This is a genomic window from Paucibacter sp. XJ19-41 (assembly GCF_028462495.1).
In the GTDB taxonomy this organism is placed as follows: Bacteria; Pseudomonadota; Gammaproteobacteria; order Burkholderiales; family Burkholderiaceae_C; genus Roseateles_E.
On the sequence record NZ_JAQOWX010000002.1, the window covers coordinates 41,619 to 61,092 of the forward strand.

Consider the following 19,474-nt stretch of genomic DNA (forward strand, 5'->3'; position numbering starts at 1 on the left):
AGAGCGCCACGGCGCCCCCAGATGTGGGGCGCTGTCGGCGCTCTTGCCGTTTTCTCTTACCGATATCGACAAGCCATGATGGAAAAGCAAACCCATTCCTTCCAGGCCGAGGTCAAGCAGATCCTGCACCTCGTCACCCATTCGCTGTACTCCAACAAGGAAATCTTCCTGCGCGAGCTGGTGTCCAACGCCTCGGATGCCTGCGACAAGCTGCGCTTCGAGGCCCTGGACCGGGCCGAGCTGTTCGAGGACACGCCCAATCTGGAAGTGCGCGTCAGCTTCGACGAGGCGGCCAAGACCGTCACCATCAGCGATAACGGCATCGGCATGAGTGCCGACGAAGCGATTGCGCACCTGGGCACCATCGCGAAGAGCGGCACGCGCGAGTTCATGGCCAAGCTGGAAGGCGACCAGAAGAAGGACGCCAACCTGATCGGCCAGTTCGGTGTCGGCTTCTACTCCGGCTTCATCGTCGCCGACCGCATCACGGTCGAGACTCGCCGCGCCGGCCTGAAGCCGGAAGAGGGCGTGCGCTGGAGCTCGGAAGGCACCGGTGACTATGAGGTCGAGACCATCAGCAAGACCGGTCGCGGCACCGATGTGATCCTGCATCTGCGTGAGGGCGAGGAAGAGTTCCTGAAGACCTGGCGCCTGAAGTCCATCATCAGCAAGTACAGCGACCATATCTCGCTGCCCATCCTGATGCGCAAGGAGGAGTGGGACGCCGAGAAGAGCGAGCAGGTCCTGACCGAGGCCTGGGAGCCGGTCAACAAGGCTTCGGCGCTGTGGGCGCGCAGCAAGAGCGAGGTCACCCAAGAGCAGTACGAGGAGTTCTACAAGCAGATCAGCTACGACCAGGAAGCGCCGCTGGCCTACACGCACAACCGCGTCGAGGGCCGCAGCGAGTACACCCAGCTGCTCTACATCCCGAAGAAGGCACCCTTCGATCTGTGGAACCGCGACAAGCGCGGCGGCGTCAAGCTCTATGTCAAGCGCGTCTTCATCATGGACGATGCCGAGGCGCTGATGCCGGTCTATCTGCGCTTCGTCAAGGGCGTGATCGACTCGGCCGACCTGCCGTTGAATGTCTCGCGCGAGCTGCTGCAGGAGAGCCGCGATGTGAAGGCGATCCGCGAAGGCTCGACCAAGCGCGTGCTCTCGATGCTGGAGGCGCTGGCCGACAGCGAGGACGCGGCCGAGAAGGCCAAGTACGCGGACTTCTGGAAGGACTTCGGCTCGGTGCTGAAGGAAGGCGTCGGCGAGGACCATCAGAACCAGGAGCGCCTGGCCAAGCTGCTGCGCTTCGCGTCCACCCATGCCGACGAGGGCGTGTCGCTGGCTGACTACCTGAGCCGCGCCAAGGAAGGCCAGGACGCGATCTACTACATCACCGCCGATTCACTGCAGGCCGCCAAGAACAGCCCGCAGCTGGAGATCTTCCGCAAGAAGGGCATCGAGGTGCTGCTGCTGGTCGACCGCGTCGACGAGTGGATGCTCTCGCATCTGTATGAGTTCGAGGGCAAGCCGCTGCAGTCGGTGGCCAAGGGCGCGATCGATCTGGGCAAGCTGCAGGACGAGGACGAGAAGAAGAAGGCCGAGGAAGCCGCCGAGGCCAACAAGCCACTGCTGGACCGCCTGAAGGCCTCGCTGAAGGACCGTGCCAAGGATGTGCGCATCAGCACCCGCCTGGTCGATTCGCCGGCCTGCATCGTCGTCGAGGAAGGCGATATGAGCGGCCACCTGGCGCGCCTGCTGAAGCAGGCCGGCCAGGCCGCGCCGAGCTCGCTGCCGACCCTGGAGATCAACGCCGATCACGCTTTGGTCAGGAAGCTGGACAGCAGCGCGCATTTCGACGACCTGGCCAACGTCATCTTCGATCAGGCGGTGCTGGCCGAGGGCGGCCATCTGGAAGATCCGGCCGCCTATGTGAAGCGGGTCAACGCGATGCTGCTCGGCTGATCAGCCTTCATGCATCCCAGAAGACGTACTCGTCTTCTGGGGGCACGTTGGGTACAGGCGGCGCTGTGTCCATCGCCTCCAGTTGCTCGCGCAGCTTGGCCACCTGGTCGTTCCAGTAGTTCGGTGTACCGAACCAGGGGAAGGCCTGCGGGAAGGCCGGGTCGCCCCAGCGCCGGGCCAGCCAGGCGCTGTGGTGGATCATCCGCAGGGTGCGCAGCGGCTCTATCAGGGCCAGCTCGCGGCGGTCGAATTCGGCCACCGTCTCATAGCCCTCGAGCACGCAGGCCAGCTGCTGGCGCATGCTGAGGGCATCGCCGGACAGCAGCATCCACAGGTCTTGAATGGCCGGGCCGGTCACCGCATCGTCGAGGTCGACGAAGTGCGGCCCCTTGTCTGGCGTCCACAGGATGTTGCCGGGATGGCAGTCGCCATGCAGGCGCAGCGTCTGCAGACCAGGAATCGCGTCAAAGGCCTGCTGGATCGCGTCCAGGCATTGCTGCACGACGGCGCTCCAGGCCGGCTGGATTTCCACCGGCACGCTGTCATGTGCCAACAGCCAGTCGCGCGCGATCAGGCCGGGTTGAGCACTGTCCCAGCGCAGCCGGTGTGCGAACGGCTGCCGCCGACCGACCCCATGGATGCGCCCGAGCAGCCGGCCTATCCAGGTCAGCACCTCGGGGTCCTCCAGCTCCGGGCCGCGCCCGCCCTGGCGTGCGGTGACCGCGAAGCGCTGGCCACGGTAGTGGCTCAGCGTGCTGGCCGCGTCGTCCTGGCCCAGCATCCAGGGCGCGGCCACCGGCACTTCAGCGTCGACCAGCTCCTGCGCGAAGCCATGCTCCTCCAGGATCTGTTCGTCGCTCCAGCGTCCGGGTCGGTAGAACTTGGCAACCGCAATACGGCCGTCCTCCAGATGCAGCTGCAGCACCCGGTTCTCGTAGGAGTTCAGCTGCAGCATGCGGCCATCGCCATGGAGGCCGACGGCATCGAGGGCATCCAGCATGAACTCGGGCGTCAGGTCGCCAAAGCTGAAATCGTGATCAGTGCTCATCAAAAACGGCTGCGGCGCCAAGCCGGAGGCGGGCGCCGCAGCGAAGTGTCCGGAGCCAGAGCTTAACGGTGACCGTAGCGGGGTGTGTCGACCACCACGCCGACGATGTCATTCGGGGCCTCGTCCGGATACTGGGAGTCGGCGCTCAGCGGCTCGCCGAAGGGGCGGCTGTTGCGAAAGCCGGGCCGGGTTTCGCTGCGGGTCACGGCGACGCTGTCGTAGCGGCTGTCGGGCGCAAAGAAGGAGTCGTGGAACACGGCCGAGTCCTGCCAGAGGTTCTCTCGGCTGCTGCGGCGCGGCGTCTTGCTGCTGATGCTGGGGCGTGCCGGCGCCAGGTTCGGTGTCGGTGCGGGCTGCGGTCCCCGCGAGGCGCTGCTGCTGAAGGGCACCAGCAGCTGCAACTCGGCCGCGCTGGGCAGGTTGTCGATCGGGCAGCGCAGATAGCGCACCCGGCAGGCGCCCAGCACCGACTGCTTGATCTGCAGGCTGCGGCTGGAGGCATGGCGCTCGGCATCCAGGTCCACGGCCGCGAGCACGCGGCCATTGGGGCTGCAGATCGCAAACGTCACATGGGTGGCACCCAGCAGATCAAACCAGTAGCGCACCTGCTTGGCCTCGGTCGGCTGACAAAAGCGCACCAGCGGCAGCTTGGACAGGATGACGTGGTGAGGCAGGGCTTCCTTGAGCAGGCGGTAGACGCGCCGCTCATCGGTGCTGAAGACCGGGCGGGCGCTCAAGGCCCATTCGCTGGGCAGCGGCTTGGCGCCCTGGCTGGGTCGGCGCCAGACCCACAGCAGGGCCAGCGCGACAAAGCCGCAGGCAAAGACCAGCGCGATGATCCACGGAACGGTGGTTTGCATGTCCCTCGTGATCTCGATGAGTGGGGATGCGCCTCTAAACAAGCGCTTATTCAGCTGAATGTAACTGAATATTGTGACAAGCAACCCCGGGCCTACCCCCGGAAACGGGGTAGGCGCGGGAGTTGTCCCGTGATTGAGGGGGGTACTGTTTGGCGGCCTTGCCGGCGTCGTCGAACTGCGACTTGATCTCGGCCACGCCGTCGATGAAGTTGCCGAAGACCCGGGCATGGCGCTTGAACTGGAAGTCCAGTTCCGCCATATGGCGCTCGATGGCTTCGCCGACATGGGAGGCCACGGTGTCCGGCGGCAGGCGCAGCCAGGCTTCGGACTCCGAGCCGTCCCGCTCCACCTTGGCGCCGGCATTGCGGGCGATGCGCAGCATCGGCACGTTCTCGCTCAGCGCATGGATGAACAAGGTGTCGATGCCGCGATTGCGGGCGTGCAGGGCTGCATGCTCGAACAGCCGGGCGCCGAAGCCGCGACCCCGCGCCTTGCCCAGCACCGAGACGCCGAACTCGGCCATGGCCGGCTTGCCCGGCAGTTGCGGCGATGGCTCGTAAGCCAGGTGCGCCATCGCCACCAACTCCAGCCGGCGGTTGAAGATGCCCAGCACCTCATCGCGGTCGAAGTTCAGGCCCATCGCGTACTTGGCAATCTGCTCGTCCGAGGCGGGGTAGCCGAAACGCAGATAGCGGTCGCGCGCGTCCAGCGACAGCAGATGCTCCTTGATGCGGCGCCGATGCCGGCGTGCCAGCGAGCGGATCGGCACCCAGGACGCCCAGCGCTGCAGGGCCGCCGCCGGTCCCCAGGCTGGGGCTGGCTCGGCGGCTGTCGGGCTGGGTGTCTCTGGCGCGGTCATGGCATTGGTCTGGTGAGGAGATTGGTGGAAACCCTGATTTTACATGGCCGACGTCGGCGTCTGTGCGTGATTGCTGTGTTGCCTGTTTGATTGCGGGGTCAGATCTGATACACTCGCGGGCTTTCCCGACATTGGCTGCGGGAAAGAAGTCCGAGCGCAGTGCATGAGAGGTCGCCTTTGATAAGCGGCACCGAATGGCTGGCAAGGATAGGAATCAGCCATCCGACCGCCTGCTGGCCTCTTTATACAGGTTTGCAGGCACTCGAAAGTAATCTCATGAAGACCTTCAGCGCCAAGCCGGCCGAAGTGACGCACGAGTGGTTTGTGATTGACGCCACCGACAAGGTGCTCGGACGTGTTGCCAGCGAAGTGGCACTCCGTTTGCGCGGCAAGCACAAGGCCATTTACACGCCTCACGTGGACACCGGCGATTTCATCGTCATCATCAACGCGGAAAAGCTGCGCGTTACGGGCAACAAGGCCAATGACAAGGTGTATTACCGTCATTCGGGCTTCCCGGGCGGCATCTACGCCACCAAGTTCAAGGACATGCAAGCCAAGCACCCGGGCCGCGCCCTGGAAAAGGCTGTCAAGGGCATGCTGCCCAAGGGTCCGTTGGGTTACGCCATGGTGAAGAAGCTGAAGGTCTATGCAGGTGGTTCGCACCCGCACGCCGCTCAGCAGCCCAAGGCTCTGGAAATCTAAGGAGCGGTTGATGATCGGAAACTGGAACTATGGTACCGGCCGCCGCAAGTCGTCGGTCGCTCGCGTCTTCATGAAGAAGGGCACTGGCCAAATCATCGTCAACGGCAAGACCGTTGATGAGTATTTCGGCCGGCAGACCTCGATCATGGTCGTCAAGCAGCCGCTGATGTTGACCAACAACGGCGAAGCCTTCGACATCAAGATCAACGTCCACGGTGGCGGTGAGTCGGGTCAAGCTGGTGCAGCGCGCCACGGCATCACCCGTGCGCTGATCGACTATGACGCAGCCCTGAAGCCCGAACTGAGCCGCGCCGGCTTCGTCACGCGCGATGCGCGTGAAGTCGAGCGTAAGAAGGTCGGCCTGCACGGCGCGCGTCGTCGGAAGCAGTTCAGCAAGCGCTGATCCTCTGGTTTGCCACTGCGGTGGCATGCCGGCAACAAGGCCGCTGTGTTTTCGCAGCGGCCTTGTTTCATTTCTGATCGCCCACAAATACCCTTGACGGCCATGGCTGCGCTGTTTGCGTAGACAATACAGGCTAGAACTAAACATTCAGGAAATCCTATGAGCGCTGTTCTCGAAACTCCCCTGGCCGGTGCCGACGAGATGCCGGTGCCGCTGATCTTCACCGACAGCGCGGCCGACAAGGTGCGCGATCTGGTTGCCGAGGAAGGCAATCCGGAACTGAAGCTGCGTGTCTTTGTGCAGGGCGGTGGCTGCTCGGGCTTCCAGTACGGGTTCACCTTCGATGAGGCCGTCAACGAGGACGATACCCAGATGAACAAGAACGGCGTCACCCTGCTGATCGACGCAATGAGCTTGCAGTATCTGGCCGGTGCCGAGATCGACTACAAGGAAGACCTGCAGGGCGCGCAGTTCGTGATCAAGAATCCGAACGCGACCACCACCTGCGGTTGCGGTTCCAGCTTCTCGGTCTGAGGCCTGGGCCTCAAAAAAGCAAAGCCGCCTTCGGGCGGCTTTTTCATTGCTGCATGGGGCCCGCTCAGGCGGGATGAAGCGCACCCAGCAGGCGCGGGCCCGCAGCGCCGGTCACGCTTGGCAGATTGCCCGGCAGGCCCTGAACAAAACGCTGGGCCAGCCAGGCGAATGCGGCTGCTTCGACCTGCATGGCCGGAAGGCCCCGGGCGTCGGTCCTCAGCACGGCCACGCTCGGCAGCAAGGCCTGCAGGCGCTGCATCAGCTGGCCGTTCAGCGCGCCGCCGCCGCAGACCAGCAGCTCGCTCGATGCCGGCCCGTGCCGGCGCAGGTCGCCGGCGATGCTGGCGGCGGTCAGTTCCAGTAGGGTGGCTTGCACATCCTGGGCGGCCGCCTGCGGCGCGTGACGCATCAAGAGGCGATCCAGCCAGTCGGGGTTGAACAGATCGCGCCCGGTGCTGCGCGGCGGCGCGAGCTGGAAGTAGGGCTCGGCACGCATGGCCTGCAAGAGCTCGGGCAGCGCCCGGCCTGTTGCCGCCCAGGCGCCATCGGCGTCATAGGGGCGGCCCAGATGGCGATCGGCCCAGTGATCCATCAGGCAGTTGCCCGGTCCGCAGTCGAAGCCTCGCGTGCTGCCGTCGCCGGCCAGCAGGCTGATATTGCTGATGCCGCCGATGTTCAGCACCGCGACATCGCGTCCGTCCTGGGCAAACAGCGCCCGGTGGAAGGCCGGCACCAGCGGCGCGCCCTGGCCGCCTGCGGCCAGATCACGGCTGCGCAGATCGCTGATCACCGCGATGCCGCTCAGCTCGGCTAGCAGGGCGCCGTTGAGGAGCTGTAGGGTGTAGCCACAGCCATCGAACTCGCCGGGCCGATGCCGGATGGTCTGGCCATGGGCGCCGAGGGCGCGGATCTCGCTGGGCTGGTGGCCGCTCTGGCTCAGCAACGCGTCGATCAGCTGTGCATAGGCGCGGGCCACGCCATTGGCCGCCAGTGCGCAACGGTGGGCCTCGTTGTCTCCCGGCGTGTTGAGTGCCAGCAGCTCGGCACGCAAGGCCGCATCGAAGGGGTGGTGGCTGTGGGCCAGCACGGAGATGCCGGCATCCAGGCGTGCCAGCACCGCATCGACACCGTCCAGCGAGGTGCCGGACATCAGCCCGATGAACAGATCGCTCATCGTCCGGTCGGGGGGGCTTCAATCGGCGCCGCTGACGCCCACGCCCATCGATTCGGCCGCCGAGAGCTGGCTCTTGACGCTGGCGACGGTCTGCTGGAACTGCGCCTTGGCACTGGCCGGCAAGGTGATGGCCTCCGAGGCGCGAGCGATCACGCGCGGATCCTGATGCTGACCCTTGACCCGGAACTCGAAGTGCAGATGCGGGCCGGTGGCCCAGCCGGTGGCGCCGACCGCACCGATGCGCTGGCCCTGCTCGATGCGCTGGCCCTTCTTGACATCCATGCGGCTCAGATGCGCGTACACCGTCTGGCGCTCGCCGGCATGACGCACATAGATGACATTGCCGAAACCGTTTTGCCAGCCTGCGAATTCGACCAGGCCATCGCCGACGGTGCGCACCGGCGTGCCGGTCGGCGCACCGAAGTCCGTGCCTAGATGGGCGCGCCACTTCTGCAGAATCGGATGGAAGCGCATCGCAAAACCGGAGGTCACGCGCGAGAACTCCATCGGGCTGGCCAGGAAGGCACGGCGCTTGCTCTGGCCGTCGAAGCCGTAAAAATTGCCCTTGCCGCTGGCCGAATCCTTGTACCAGACGGCCGAATAGCTCTTGCCGTTGTTGACGAACTCGCCCGCGATCACGCGGCCGGCGGCCTGGCCCCAGTTGATCGGCTCGCCATCGGCGGTCATGCTTTCGAACACCACCGAGAAGCGATCGCCCTTGCGCAGCTCGCGGTGGAAGTCGATATCGCCGGAGAACATATCGGCCATCTGCGAGGCGATCGCATCGGGAATGCCGGCCTCGTCGGTGGCGACAAACAGTGAGGAGCGCACCACACCACTGCCCAGGCGGACCTGGCTTTGCAGCGGGGCGGTCTCCAGCTTGGCGCTGAAGCCGGCAGCATGGCGCTGGATGCTCAGTCGGCTGAAATGGGTGGTCTGCTGCTCGGCCAGCTCGGCCGGGAAGCGCACGATCATCGACTGCACGGTGCCGGCGTCATCGGCGCTCAGCTGCACCATCTTGCCGACTCGGCCCTGCAGCACGCGGCGGGCCAGCGGGTCATTGCGCAGGAACTCGGCGGCGGCCGGATCGAAAGCACCCATGCGGCGCAGCAACGAATCGGCGGTGTCGCTGGCGCGGGTCACATCGTTGCGCACCAGCGAAAGCTGATGGCTGGCCAGGGCGCTCAGCTGCTCTTCCAGGTCCAGGGTCTGGACCGGCTCGCTGATCAGCTGTCGGGGCAGGTCGGCGGCATTCGGCGCCAGCGGCGCGATACCGAAAGCGGTGATGGCAAAGCCGCCCAGCAGGCCGACCACGGTGCCGGTCAGTGCCCGTGGGTGCCGGGCCGCGAAAGCTTCGGCGCCTGTCAGCGCCCGCTTCAGTTCCGTTTTCCAGTCAGTCACGCTCAAGATGCCCAAGCCCTGTTGTTGTACCGGGCCGCATGCGGGCCACCCGGCGTGGTCACCGGGGGTGTCCACTAGAATCTGGGGATTGCCGGACCACCCCATTTGGGGGGGATTTGGCAAAACAGCGGCGAGTATAACGAGGCGAAAGCCGCGTCAACGCCAAGAAAACCCGATAAATCAAGGCTTTACCCTGGCCTGCGCACACAACTTTCCAAACATGTCCGAATCGCGAACACCCGAGACCGCCGCCCCGACCTCCGCAGCAGCCGCCGGTGCGACGCGTTATCCGGTCACCGACAAGGTGCGCGAGGCGATGGCGGTCTCGCTGCGTGGGGTCGAGGAACTGCTGCCCGAGGCCGACTGGCTGCAGAAGCTGGCCCGCTCGGAGGCCACCGGCCAGCCGCTGCGCATCAAGCTGGGCCTGGACCCGACCGCGCCCGACATCCATCTGGGCCACACCGTGGTGCTCAACAAGATGCGTCAGCTGCAGGACCTCGGGCACACGGTGATCTTCCTGATCGGCGACTTCACCTCGATGATCGGCGACCCTTCGGGCCGCAACGCGACTCGGCCGCCGCTGACGGCTGAGCAGATCAAGCACAACGCCGATACCTATTACAAGCAGGCCAGTCTGGTGCTGGACCCGGCCAGGACCGAGATCCGCTACAACAGCGAATGGAGCGATCCGCTGGGCGCGCGCGGCATGATCCAGCTGGCCGCCAAATACACGATGGCGCGGATGATGGAGCGCGACGACTTCGCCAAGCGCTATGCCGCGCAGACGCCGATCTCGGTGCACGAGTTCCTCTACCCGCTGATGCAGGGCTATGACTCGGTGGCGCTGAAGAGCGATCTGGAGCTGGGCGGCACCGACCAGAAGTTCAATCTGCTGATGGGCCGCCATCTGCAGCAGGAGTATGGCCAGGAGCCGCAATGCATCCTGACGATGCCGCTGCTGGAAGGGCTGGACGGCGTCGAGAAGATGTCCAAATCCAAGAACAACTATGTGGGCCTGACCGAGCCGGCCACGCAGATGTTCGCCAAGATTCTGTCGATCAGCGATGTGCAGATGTGGAAGTGGTTCCAGCTGCTGAGCTTCAAGAGCCTGGATCAGATCGCCGCGCTGCGCGCCGAGACCGAGGCGGGGCGCAACCCCAAGGAAGCCAAGGTGCTGCTGGCCAAGGAGATCACCGCGCGCTTCCACGGCGCGGCGGCGGCCGACGAGGCCGAGGCCGATTTCAACAAGCGGGCCCAGGGCGGCATTCCCGACGACATCCCCGAGCTGAGCCTCGGCGGCGCGCCGCTGGGCATCGGCGGCCTGCTGAAGGCCGCCGGCCTGGTCAGCTCCGGCAGCGAGGGCTTGCGCATGGTGGAGCAGGGCGGTGTGCGCATCGATGGCGCCACCGTCAGCGACAAAGGCCTGAAGGTGGCGGCCGGTACCTTTGTGCTGCAGGTGGGCAAGCGCAAGTTCGCGCGCGTTACCCTGAGCTGATCAAACCGAGTAGGTGCTGGAGGCCGTGCGGCCGCCGCTGCCGGTCCAGTTGGTGTGGAAGAACTGGCCACGCGGCCGGTCCACCCGCTCATAGGTGTGGGCGCCGAAGTAGTCGCGCTGGGCCTGCAGCAGATTGGCCGGCAGGCGCGCGCTGCGCAAGCTGTCGAAGAAGGCCAGCGCGCTGCTGAAGGCCGGCACCGGAATGCCCTTGGCCACGGCCGTGGCCACCACCTGGCGCCAGCCGGCCTCGCTCTTCTTGATCGCCTGTTCGAAGAAGGGCGCCATCAGCAGGTTCTGCAGCTGCGGGTCCTGCTCGAAGGCGGCCTTGATATCGCCCAGGAAGGCGCTGCGGATGATGCAGCCGCCGCGCCACATCAGCGCGATGCCGCCGTAGTTCAGCCGCCAGCCGTTCTGCTCGGCGGCCGCCGCCATCAGCATATAGCCCTGGGCATAGCTGATGATCTTGGAGGCGTAGAGAGCCTGGCGGATCGCCTCTATGAAGGCAGCGCGTTCGCTGTTGGCATCGGTGATCCGGCGCTTGTCGCCACCGAAGATCCGGGCCGCCTCGATGCGCAGGCTCTTCATCGCCGAGACGCAGCGACCATAGACCGCCTCGGCCATCAAGGTGATCGGGATGCCCAGATCGGCCGAGGAGATCACGGTCCATTTGCCGGTGCCCTTCTGGCCGGCGGTGTCGAGAATCTTGTCGACCAGCGGCGCACCATCCTCGTCCTGCTTGGCCAGGATGTCGCGGGTGATTTCGATCAGATAGGAGTCCAGCTCGCCCCGGTTCCAGTCGGCGAACACCGCACTCATCTCGGCCGGCGTCATGCCCAGGCCCTCGTGCATCAGCTGGTAGGCCTCGCAGATCAGCTGCATATCGCCGTACTCGATGCCGTTATGCACCATCTTGACGTAATGGCCGGCGCCGCCTTCACCGACCCAGTCGCAGCAGGGCATCTCCTGACCATCGGGGCCGGCCACCTTGGCCGCGATGGCCTGGAAGATGGGCTTCACATGGGGCCAGGCCGCCGCCGAGCCGCCGGGCATGATGCTGGGGCCGAAGCGCGCCCCTTCCTCGCCGCCGGAGACGCCGCTGCCGATGTAGAGCAGGCCCTTGGACTCGACGTACTTGACGCGCCGTGCGGTGTCGTCGAACAGCGAATTGCCGCCATCGATGATGATGTCGCCCGGCTCCAGATGGGGCAGCAGCTGCTCGATGAACTCGTCCACCGGGCTGCCGGCCTTGACCATCAGCATCACGCGGCGCGGGCGCTTGAGCAGCGACACCATCTCCTCGATCGAATGCGCGCCGATCACCTTCGTGCCCTTGGCTTCGTGGGCCAGGAATTCGTCGACCTTGGCGGTGCTGCGGTTGTGGGCGACGACGGTGAAGCCGTGGTCGTTCATGTTCAGGATCAGGTTCTGGCCCATTACGGCCAGGCCGATGAGGGCGATGTCGGCTTGCACTTGTGGCATGTTGTTGTCTTCGGCTCGTGGCGAGTCGGAATTTTAAGGGGAACCCGATCCTTATGTTCTCGCCCGCAGATCAGCCTTGGGAATCTCGGCCGCCCTGAAACACTTGGTCGGAATATGAATCGCAACTACCATCGATGCGCTCCAGGCTCGCGCAGTTGATAAGGCGATGAGTTTGAATTCAGGACGCTGCCCTGAATTCAGTTGTTTTGAGGCGTGTGTTGCGGAGTTCGCCAATCATTGGTTCTTGATGAGAGGTTTTACATCTAGGACAGTGTCAAAGATGGTTGCCCCTTCTTTTGCGTCAGTCCGTAGCTCGCGGCTGCATAGCTGAATTCCGTTGCTCTTAAAAGTAAGAACGGAATAGGAATTTCTTTCAGAGCCCGCGCGTCTTTTCTCGTGTGCGCCGGTGCTGCCGCCGGCTACTATGTAGACGCCGCTATGTGGTGCCTCTCCATTGCTTGCAATGTTCTTGTAGTGCGCGAGTCGAGGTGTGTGCTGATGGCCGTGGATCGCCAGATGAACACCTGCTTGATCTGCGGAATCTAATATTTGAATAGCGTCTAGTGTTAAAGAGACTCCGTCGGTGTTTGGGGTGTCGACACGACTTACAGGCATCAGGTGGTGATGCAATGCCAAGATCCTATAAGTTGGGGCTTCTGTCGACTTCCTGCCTAATTCCTCAAGTAATTGAGCGCCGAACTCTCCGATGTAACCGTACTCTGTCCATTTGGTGGAAACCAAGGCGCATGAATTCAGTGTGCAGATCTGAATTGTGAAATCTTCGAGTAGTAGCTCCTGGTTGCGATTAAGAGGTTCGTCAATTGCTGTCTTATTTAGCTTGTAGCGGAAAAATCGATAGTCTCTTTCGTGCTTAAGATCAATTTGCTTATCGATGAGGCTTTCAATATCGGGGCCTGCGCCTGCTGCATATCTCACAATGTCGTGGTTGCCGGGCGCAATGAAAATATTTTCTGAGGATATCCCTAGATCGCGTGCAAGGTCGTTGAGTTCGCGAAGGATGGTGCCCATTGTCTTGTCGGACCAGTCGCCTCTAGTTGTGAAATCTCCCGTGGCAAGAATTCCTGCGATGTCTTGATCTCGTTTGATGCGCTTCAAATCGCGAAGGAGGCATTCAGGTAGTCGCTTCCTAATATCACCGATCTTCGGCGGGTTTTCCGCTGTTGGGAACCCGTAATCGTCGCCGAAGTGAAGGTCAGAAATATGCAACAGGCTGCTCCGCTTAATTCTTTCTGCTCGGGTTGTTGATGGGAGCGTGTTCGTTGACTCGTCGTCTGGTAGCAGGCTTAGAATTGTTCCCTCTTGAAAGGAGTTGCCGATCGCATCATCGTATGGTGATTCAATTATTTCCCCCAGCAGCAACCACGCTGGTATGCGTTTCGCTTTGTCTCTGTAGTAAGCCGGGATGCGTAGGGTATCAACATTGTCCGCGTCACCCTCAACTCGCAAGCATTTGGCTGTGTAGTTTTTTCTTGCATGCCTATTAACCAGTAATACTGTTTTTGCGCCGGATTCGTGCAGTTTTAGAATAACGGTTTGCCCAGGGCTCTCGGCATCCTTCTTCCACCACCCCCACCAGACGGCGCCTTCCTTCTCCAGGATCTGCTTATGCTCTGATATGGTGTCGATGCCCGGGTCTCGGAATCGAAGTGCTAGGCGCGGTGTTTCCATTGAAAAACATCCTCGAAGGGGGTGTCCATAATTTTCCACTCCAGCAAGGAGAGGAAATTTGTGTTCTCCAGCTCTTTTCTTATGTTAATTGAGCTGATGTTTTTTGACTGCAGTAAATTTATCAATTTGACGGCGCCATTCACAATGCCAACTTCGTTGCGTGAACTCCAAATGTCGATTGCTTCAATGCCTTTGGCGCGCCGACTCACGGACTTCCATAGCCAATTGTTTGCTAGAGGGTGATGCTTGATGCCTTCTTTCCCAGAACTTGCCTGTTGGTGTCGGATTGCGAGCTGATAGCTGCGAAAAGAAAATCGATACCATAGCTCTCTCATCATCAAAGGCGGCGCCAATGGGATTGGCTTCCGCTTTCTGATAAGTAGAAGATCGCCTAGTCGCGGATGGGTACGACCTAAAGGAGCGGAGGCTTGGAGTTCGAAGAACGGCGTTTCGTAGGCGACTGCTTCAGTAATAATTGTTACATCGGACCAACTTTCTAGCCAGCTAAGGAGACCCCATCGTTCTTGTTCCGCGCTTGGTCGAGTATCTATCGGCCAAAGAGTGCAAATTATCGTGCCCCTATTGCCAACTGTCTGGGCAGCCCATGCCAACCACCTTAGAAAAATCTCTGGGTACCACGGAGGGTCCAAGGCTGCGCAATCGAAAGTAAGATCTGGAGGTGAATCGAAAGATGGATCTAGATAGATATGGCTTTTCACCAGTTGAAGCGGCTGCCGATCAATTAACAAGATGCGACTGCGTTGGGATTCAAGTTGTCGCGCCACCGATGGCATGCCCAACAGTATGCAACTCTGGGTCCCAATTAGGCTCGAAATTCGTTGAATGGAACTAGTGCAAAAACGCCAATCTGAATCCAGAGGGTGTGGTTCAACAAGCGTTGCGACTATGCGCTCGTTTTCCGTTTCACTGTTCATGCAAGTGTGGTCATCAGGAAGTTTGCCGGTACTGCTCTTGGATGGATCCTCGCACAAGACACTGGCATTGGGTTCCTGCAATGTGTCGAGTCGGTACTGTGCTAGCGAGCGCGTTGCAGTGCAACTAAAGCAAGCACACGTGGTCAACTTGCGCCCGTTGAGCCAGTCTCCGCCGGCGAAACCTTACTTGACCCAGGTGTTCAGTTGAATGAGGGGCAGCAGCACCGCCAGTACGATCACGCCCATCGGGACGATCAGCAGCGGCTCCGGCAAGGTGGCCGCCGCCATCGAGCTGCGCTGCGCCTCGACGCCCAGTTGGCGCGCGGCGAGCACGGCTGGGCACGGCTGAGCGGCTGAGCGTCAGGAGCGGCTGAGGGTCAGGTCTCCCATCTCCGAAAATATGTTCGGCTATGCAAGACGGGAGACTTGACCCCCAGGGTTTGCCTCCCGGTGCGCTGCGGGCGGTGACCAGGGCGGTGCGCACCGTCATCGCATCGGTCTTGTCCTGCTGCAGGCCATGCAGGGCGGCCAGCACCGGCTTGAAGGGGCCGGCGGCCAGCGGCGTCAGCACGCGCTCGCGCTCATGGGCCTGGAAGGCGTCCAGGCCGCCGGCCTGGAAGACCCGCTCGGCCTCGTCGGAGAACAGCACGGCGTCGCCGTCGAAGGCAATGCGCAGCTCGTGGGGATGGGCGTCCGAGGCATGGGCCGACAGCGGCAACACCCGCGCGGCGGCCACACCGGCGGCCAGCGCCGAGCGTACATCGGCCTCGTTGGCGGACAGGAAGAGCTGGGCCTTCAGCGGGCGCAGATAGCGCCAGGGCGACTCACCGCGGGTGAACACGCCACGCTCGATCTTCAGGCCGTAATGCTGGGCCGAGCGGAACACCCGCATGCCCGATATCGGGTCATTGCGCGACAGCACGACGACCTCGACCCGCGGGCCCGCTGCGGTGTTGAAGCCCAGCAGCTTGCGCACCAGCGAGAAGGCCACGCCCGGCTTGGCCGGGATGTCCAGGCGCTGCTGCTGCAGCTGCATATAGGCGCGGTCATCACCGTCTTCGAAGAACTGGTTCTCTTCCTCGAAGTCAAACAGCGCGCGCGATGAGATGGCGACGACCAGTTGGCCGTCCAGATTAGCAGGCATGGCCCATCATAGAGGGGCCATGCGGGCTGATCTCAGGATCAGTGCGTGAAGCCGATAGGCGCGCGCTTGAGTCCGGGCTCCGGCAGGTCTTCGCACAGCACGGTGGCGCGCTTGGCCAGCTTGGCGTTGCCGAAGGCCGTCATCCAGGCACGGCGCATCTCGCGCGGCGCCAGCTCGGCCATGCGGTCCAGCAGCGCGGCGCTGGGCGTCTCGTCGAAGCGCCGGCCCCAGTCGTGCTGTTCACGGATAGCGCTGTAGAGCCGGGCCGCGATGGCGCGGGCCGCCGCGAAGTCGGGCGCCTGCACCTCATAGACATTGACGCGGTTCAGGATGGGGTCAGGGATGGTGCGGGCGTCATTGGCGGTGGCGACCCAGATCACCTGGCTGGCGTCGACCGCGATCTCGGCGAACTCGTCGGTGAAGCTGCCGGCCGTGTCGTGCTCGAGCAGGCTGTAGAGCGAGCCCAGCGGGTCGTAGCTGACCTCGCCGCCGGCCTTGTCGATCTCATCGACCACCATCACCGGGTTCGCATAGTCGCCGTCGATCAGGGCTTCGAAGACCTTGCCGGGCCGCGCGCCCTTCCACTGGCTGGAGGCGCCCGACAAGACCCAGCCGGCGGTCAGCGAGCTCATCGAGATGAAGCCCATGCCGGTGCCCAGCAGCTGGGCGATCTGGCGGGCGAAATGGGTCTTGCCTATGCCGGGCGGGCCCAAGAGCAATAGCGGGGTGATCTCCAGCGGGTCACCGCTGTCCTCGCACAGCGCGATCTGGCGTCGCACATCGTCGAGCACCTCGTGGAAGTTGGGCAACTCCTCGTAGAGCGCGGCCATCGCCGGCAGACCCGAGGGCTTGACCTGGAAGCGCTGCGGGCCCTTGTCCAGCATGCGCTGGTAGGTGTTGCGCAAGGGCTCGTGGTCGCGCTCGGGCAGCTTGGCGAGCTTTTGCTCGACCTCGTGGACGCTGAACACACTGCGCATCTGCGCAATCGGGATGCGGGGGGCCACACAGGCGATGGCGTGAGAGCTGCTCATGAACCGACTCCAGGCCCTGAACCGCAGGGCTCGTGTCTATTCAAGCAAACAGCGGGCCACCGTGCGCATCGAGAAAAGCCCCGATTGCCCAATAGTTCACCGTTCGTTCGCTCATTTCACCCAGGTATTGAGCTGGATGATGGGCAGCAGCACGGCCAGCACGATCAGCATCACGATGGCGCCCATCGCGACGATCAAGAGCGGCTCCAGAATCGTCGCGGCGGCCATCGCGCGGCGCTGCACCTCGGTGCCGAGCTGGCGGGCGGCGCGTTCCAGCATCTGCGGCAGCGAGCCGGTCTGCTCGCCCAGGCGGGCGAACATCGCCAGAATGCCCGGGAAGCGCTTCTTGCCGGCCAGGGCCGAGCCCAGCGGCGCGCCCTCGCGCACCTGCACCAGCGCGTCCAGCGCGTCGGCCCGCATCGCGCGGTTGCCCAGGGTCTCGGCCGCCGCCTGCAGGGCTTTCAGAATCGGCACGCCGGCGCCGGCCAGCATCGCCAAGGTGCTGGCGAAGCGCGCCGCGTTGTAGCCGCGCGCCAGCCGGCCGATCAGCGGCACGCCCAGCATCGCGGCATCGAAGCGCTCGCGAAACGCTTGGTTGCGCAGCATCCACGACAGCCCGCTGAAACCGGCCACCAGGGCCGCCAGCACGGCCCAGCCCCATTGGCGCGCGAAGTCGCTGATCGCCAGCATCGCGACGGTCAGAAAGGGCAGGGCGCGCTTGGAGCCGGTGAAGACGGTGGCGATCTGCGGCACCACATAGGTGACCAGAAAAATCACGATGACAACGGCGATCAGCGAGACGATGGCGGGGTAGGCCATCGCGCCGATCAGCTTGGCGCGCAGGTTCTGGCGTTCCTCCAGATCGTCGGCCAGGCGCTCCAGCACCAGGCCCAGCGCGCCGCTCTGCTCGCCAGCCGCGACCACCGCGCGGTAAACCTCGTCGAACTCGCGCGGCGCGGTGGCCAGCGCGCGCGCAAAGGTGGCGCCGCCGTTGACCTCGGCCTTCAGCTGGGCCAGCAGTTCGGCGATGCGCTGGTCCTCGCTCTCATCGGCCAGCGCGGTCAGTGCCCGCTCGATCGGCAGGCCGGAGCCGACCAGGCCGGCCAGCTGGCGGGTCCAGACCGACAGCGCCGTGGCGCTCAGCACGCGCCGGCTCCAGCGGCTGCCATGACCCTCCTGGCCTTGCTGTTCGACCGGCTGCACGCTCAACGGCACCAGCGCCTGAGCGCGCAGCTGGGCCCGCGCGGCGCGCGCACTGTCGGCCTCCAGCAGACCGGTACTGCTGCGGCCGGCGGCGTTCAGGGCTTCGTATTTGAAGGCGGGCATGGCGGCTGTATCAGTCGCGGGTGACTCGAAGCACTTCTTCGGCCGAGGTGATGCCGGCCGTGATCAAACGCTCGCCATCCTCGCGCATCGAACGCAGGCCCTTGGTCCGTGCCGCCGCCTGAAGCTCGCCCTCGGACGTGCGCTGATGGATCAGCGCGCGCAACTCGTCATCCACCACCATCAGCTCGTAGACGCCGGTGCGGCCCTTGTAGCCGGTCTGCCCGCAGGCCGGGCAGCCGACTGGATGCCAGCGCCCGTCGGGGCCCTGGCGCTTGCAGCTGCCGCAGAGCTTGCGCACCAGACGCTGGGCTTGCACGCCCAGCAGGCTGGAGCTCAGCAAGAAGGGCTCGACCCCCATGTCCATCAGCCGGGTCACCGCGCTGGGCGCGTCATTGGTGTGCAGCGTGGCCAGCACCAGGTGGCCGGTCAGCGAGGCCTGGATCGCGATCTGGGCGGTCTCGTAGTCGCGGATCTCGCCGATCATGATGACGTCAGGATCCTGACGCAGGATGGCGCGCAGGGCCTTGGCGAAAGTCAGGTCGATCTTGGTGTTGACCTGGGTCTGGCCGATGCCGCCGAGCTCGTACTCGATCGGGTCCTCGACCGTCAACACATTGGTCGTGCTGGTGTCCACCGTCTGCAGCGAGGCATAGAGGCTGGTGGTCTTGCCCGAGCCGGTCGGGCCGGTCACCAGCACGATGCCGTGCGGCTGCTGCACCAGATGCTGGAAGGCGCTCAGCACATCGCCGCTCATGCCCAGGCCTTCGAGCGTGAACTTCGATTCGCTCTTGTCCAGCAGGCGCAGCACCGCGCGCTCGCCATGGGCCGAGGGCAGGGTGGAGACGCGCACATCGATGGCACGGCCGCCGATGCGCAGCGAGATGCGCCCATCCTGCGGCAGGCGCTTCTCGGCGATGTCGAGCTCGGCCATGATCTTCAGCCGCGAGATCAGCGCGGCATGCAGGCCGCGGTTGGGTTGCACCACCTCACGCAAGGTGCCGTCGACCCGGAAGCGCACCGAGCTGGCGCGCTCGTAGGGCTCGATATGGATGTCGCTGGCGCCGTCCTTAGCGGCCTGGGTCAGCAGCGCATTGAGCATGCGGATGATGGGCGCGTCGTTGGCCGCTTCCAGCAGGTCCTCGACGGCTGGCAGATCCTGCATCATGCGGCTCAGATCGACCGCGCTCTCAACCTCGCCGACGACGACGGCCGCGCTCGATTCGCTGCCTGCATAGGCGCGGTTGATGCGCTCGGCCAGGCTGGCCTGGGCCTCATGCTCCATGCGGTCGATGCTGTAGAGGCGCTGCACCTCGGACAGCGCGGCCAGTGTCACCAGCGGCGGCGCCCACAGCACCAGCTGGGCGCCGTCGTCCTCCAGCAGCACCGTGTGGGTGCGTGCGAAGGCATAGGGGAGGGGGTGGCGGATCGCCAT

Annotated in this window: 17 protein-coding genes; 5 read left to right on the top strand and 12 right to left on the bottom strand. The window is 64.0% G+C overall.

Features of this window, described 5'->3' with window-relative positions; translation table 11 throughout:
• Positions 1-78 precede the first annotated feature (78 nt).
• Entirely contained in the window at positions 79-1,959 is a 1,881-nt protein-coding gene (gene htpG, locus PO768_RS01050; RefSeq protein ID WP_272644566.1) for a molecular chaperone HtpG, read from the top strand.
• 7 nt (positions 1,960-1,966) lie between these two features.
• Here the strand turns inward: htpG and PO768_RS01055 are convergent, their stop codons facing one another.
• From PO768_RS01055 to PO768_RS01065, 3 genes are all read right to left on the bottom strand, one after another.
• Positions 1,967-3,007, bottom strand: a complete 1,041-nt coding sequence (locus PO768_RS01055; protein WP_272644511.1) for a serine/threonine protein kinase — start codon at positions 3,005-3,007, stop codon at positions 1,967-1,969.
• A 62-nt stretch (positions 3,008-3,069) separates the two neighbouring features.
• Positions 3,070-3,867, bottom strand: a complete 798-nt coding sequence (locus PO768_RS01060) for a DUF2726 domain-containing protein (protein ID WP_171018134.1) — start codon at positions 3,865-3,867, stop codon at positions 3,070-3,072.
• Positions 3,868-3,913: 46 nt separating this feature from the next.
• Positions 3,914-4,726, bottom strand: a complete 813-nt coding sequence (locus tag PO768_RS01065; protein ID WP_272644512.1) for a GNAT family N-acetyltransferase — start codon at positions 4,724-4,726, stop codon at positions 3,914-3,916.
• A gap of 276 nt (positions 4,727-5,002) precedes the next feature.
• Between PO768_RS01065 and rplM the strand changes: the two genes are divergently transcribed.
• From rplM to erpA, 3 genes are all read left to right on the top strand, one after another.
• Entirely contained in the window at positions 5,003-5,431 is a 429-nt protein-coding gene (rplM, locus tag PO768_RS01070) for a 50S ribosomal protein L13 (RefSeq protein WP_272644513.1), read from the top strand.
• A 10-nt stretch (positions 5,432-5,441) separates the two neighbouring features.
• Positions 5,442-5,834: a 30S ribosomal protein S9 gene (gene rpsI / locus PO768_RS01075; protein ID WP_137941463.1), complete on the top strand. Its 393-nt coding sequence runs from the start codon at positions 5,442-5,444 to the stop codon at positions 5,832-5,834.
• Positions 5,835-5,993: 159 nt separating this feature from the next.
• On the top strand, positions 5,994-6,368 hold the full coding sequence (gene erpA, locus PO768_RS01080) for an iron-sulfur cluster insertion protein ErpA (protein WP_137941464.1): 375 nt from the start codon (positions 5,994-5,996) through the stop codon (positions 6,366-6,368).
• A 64-nt stretch (positions 6,369-6,432) separates the two neighbouring features.
• On the opposite strand, the gene PO768_RS01085 is transcribed toward erpA, so the two are convergent.
• Positions 6,433-7,542 carry an anhydro-N-acetylmuramic acid kinase gene (locus PO768_RS01085; RefSeq protein ID WP_272644514.1) on the bottom strand — a complete coding sequence of 370 codons (1,110 nt, stop codon included), beginning with the start codon at positions 7,540-7,542 and terminating at the stop codon, positions 6,433-6,435.
• 18 nt (positions 7,543-7,560) lie between these two features.
• Positions 7,561-8,943, bottom strand: coding sequence for a M23 family metallopeptidase (locus tag PO768_RS01090; protein WP_272644515.1), 1,383 nt, complete (start codon positions 8,941-8,943; stop codon positions 7,561-7,563).
• A 220-nt stretch (positions 8,944-9,163) separates the two neighbouring features.
• Between PO768_RS01090 and tyrS the strand changes: the two genes are divergently transcribed.
• Positions 9,164-10,438, top strand: coding sequence for a tyrosine--tRNA ligase (tyrS, locus tag PO768_RS01095; protein WP_272644516.1), 1,275 nt, complete (start codon positions 9,164-9,166; stop codon positions 10,436-10,438).
• On the opposite strand, the gene gnd is transcribed toward tyrS, so the two are convergent.
• From gnd to gspE, 7 genes are all read right to left on the bottom strand, one after another.
• On the bottom strand, positions 10,439-11,917 hold the full coding sequence (gene gnd / locus PO768_RS01100) for a decarboxylating NADP(+)-dependent phosphogluconate dehydrogenase (protein ID WP_272644517.1): 1,479 nt from the start codon (positions 11,915-11,917) through the stop codon (positions 10,439-10,441).
• A 234-nt stretch (positions 11,918-12,151) separates the two neighbouring features.
• A complete protein-coding gene (locus PO768_RS01105; RefSeq protein WP_272644518.1) occupies positions 12,152-13,606 on the bottom strand; it encodes a metallophosphoesterase family protein in 1,455 nt (484 codons plus the stop codon).
• Entirely contained in the window at positions 13,588-14,541 is a 954-nt protein-coding gene (locus tag PO768_RS01110) for a hypothetical protein (RefSeq protein WP_272644519.1), read from the bottom strand. Before PO768_RS01110 ends, PO768_RS01105 begins: the two co-directional genes overlap by 19 nt.
• Before the next feature lie 124 nt (positions 14,542-14,665).
• Positions 14,666-15,685: a 5'-nucleotidase gene (locus PO768_RS01115; RefSeq protein WP_272644520.1), complete on the bottom strand. Its 1,020-nt coding sequence runs from the start codon at positions 15,683-15,685 to the stop codon at positions 14,666-14,668.
• Between the two features lie 38 nt (positions 15,686-15,723).
• Positions 15,724-16,716, bottom strand: a complete 993-nt coding sequence (locus tag PO768_RS01120) for an AAA family ATPase (RefSeq protein WP_272644521.1) — start codon at positions 16,714-16,716, stop codon at positions 15,724-15,726.
• 111 nt (positions 16,717-16,827) lie between these two features.
• A complete protein-coding gene (gspF, locus tag PO768_RS01125; RefSeq protein ID WP_272644522.1) occupies positions 16,828-18,042 on the bottom strand; it encodes a type II secretion system inner membrane protein GspF in 1,215 nt (404 codons plus the stop codon).
• A 10-nt stretch (positions 18,043-18,052) separates the two neighbouring features.
• Positions 18,053-19,468, bottom strand: a complete 1,416-nt coding sequence (gspE, locus tag PO768_RS01130) for a type II secretion system ATPase GspE (RefSeq protein ID WP_271016698.1) — start codon at positions 19,466-19,468, stop codon at positions 18,053-18,055.
• Positions 19,469-19,474: the final 6 nt, after the last annotated feature.

Excerpts from the sequence above, each read along its gene's own strand:
- htpG (WP_272644566.1), top strand. The coding sequence starts at position 79 with ATGGAAAAGCAAACCCATTCCTTCCAGGCCGAGGTCAAGCAGATCCTG.
- PO768_RS01055 (WP_272644511.1), bottom strand. The coding sequence starts at position 3,007 with ATGAGCACTGATCACGATTTCAGCTTTGGCGACCTGACGCCCGAGTTC.
- PO768_RS01060 (WP_171018134.1), bottom strand. The coding sequence starts at position 3,867 with ATGCAAACCACCGTTCCGTGGATCATCGCGCTGGTCTTTGCCTGCGGC.
- PO768_RS01065 (WP_272644512.1), bottom strand. The coding sequence starts at position 4,726 with ATGACCGCGCCAGAGACACCCAGCCCGACAGCCGCCGAGCCAGCCCCA.
- rplM (WP_272644513.1), top strand. The coding sequence starts at position 5,003 with ATGAAGACCTTCAGCGCCAAGCCGGCCGAAGTGACGCACGAGTGGTTT.
- rpsI (WP_137941463.1), top strand. The coding sequence starts at position 5,442 with ATGATCGGAAACTGGAACTATGGTACCGGCCGCCGCAAGTCGTCGGTC.
- erpA (WP_137941464.1), top strand. The coding sequence starts at position 5,994 with ATGAGCGCTGTTCTCGAAACTCCCCTGGCCGGTGCCGACGAGATGCCG.
- PO768_RS01085 (WP_272644514.1), bottom strand. The coding sequence starts at position 7,542 with ATGAGCGATCTGTTCATCGGGCTGATGTCCGGCACCTCGCTGGACGGT.
- tyrS (WP_272644516.1), top strand. The coding sequence starts at position 9,164 with ATGTCCGAATCGCGAACACCCGAGACCGCCGCCCCGACCTCCGCAGCA.
- gnd (WP_272644517.1), bottom strand. The coding sequence starts at position 11,917 with ATGCCACAAGTGCAAGCCGACATCGCCCTCATCGGCCTGGCCGTAATG.
- PO768_RS01105 (WP_272644518.1), bottom strand. The coding sequence starts at position 13,606 with ATGGAAACACCGCGCCTAGCACTTCGATTCCGAGACCCGGGCATCGAC.
- PO768_RS01110 (WP_272644519.1), bottom strand. The coding sequence starts at position 14,541 with ATGAACAGTGAAACGGAAAACGAGCGCATAGTCGCAACGCTTGTTGAA.
- PO768_RS01115 (WP_272644520.1), bottom strand. The coding sequence starts at position 15,685 with ATGCCTGCTAATCTGGACGGCCAACTGGTCGTCGCCATCTCATCGCGC.
- PO768_RS01120 (WP_272644521.1), bottom strand. The coding sequence starts at position 16,716 with ATGAGCAGCTCTCACGCCATCGCCTGTGTGGCCCCCCGCATCCCGATT.
- gspF (WP_272644522.1), bottom strand. The coding sequence starts at position 18,042 with ATGCCCGCCTTCAAATACGAAGCCCTGAACGCCGCCGGCCGCAGCAGT.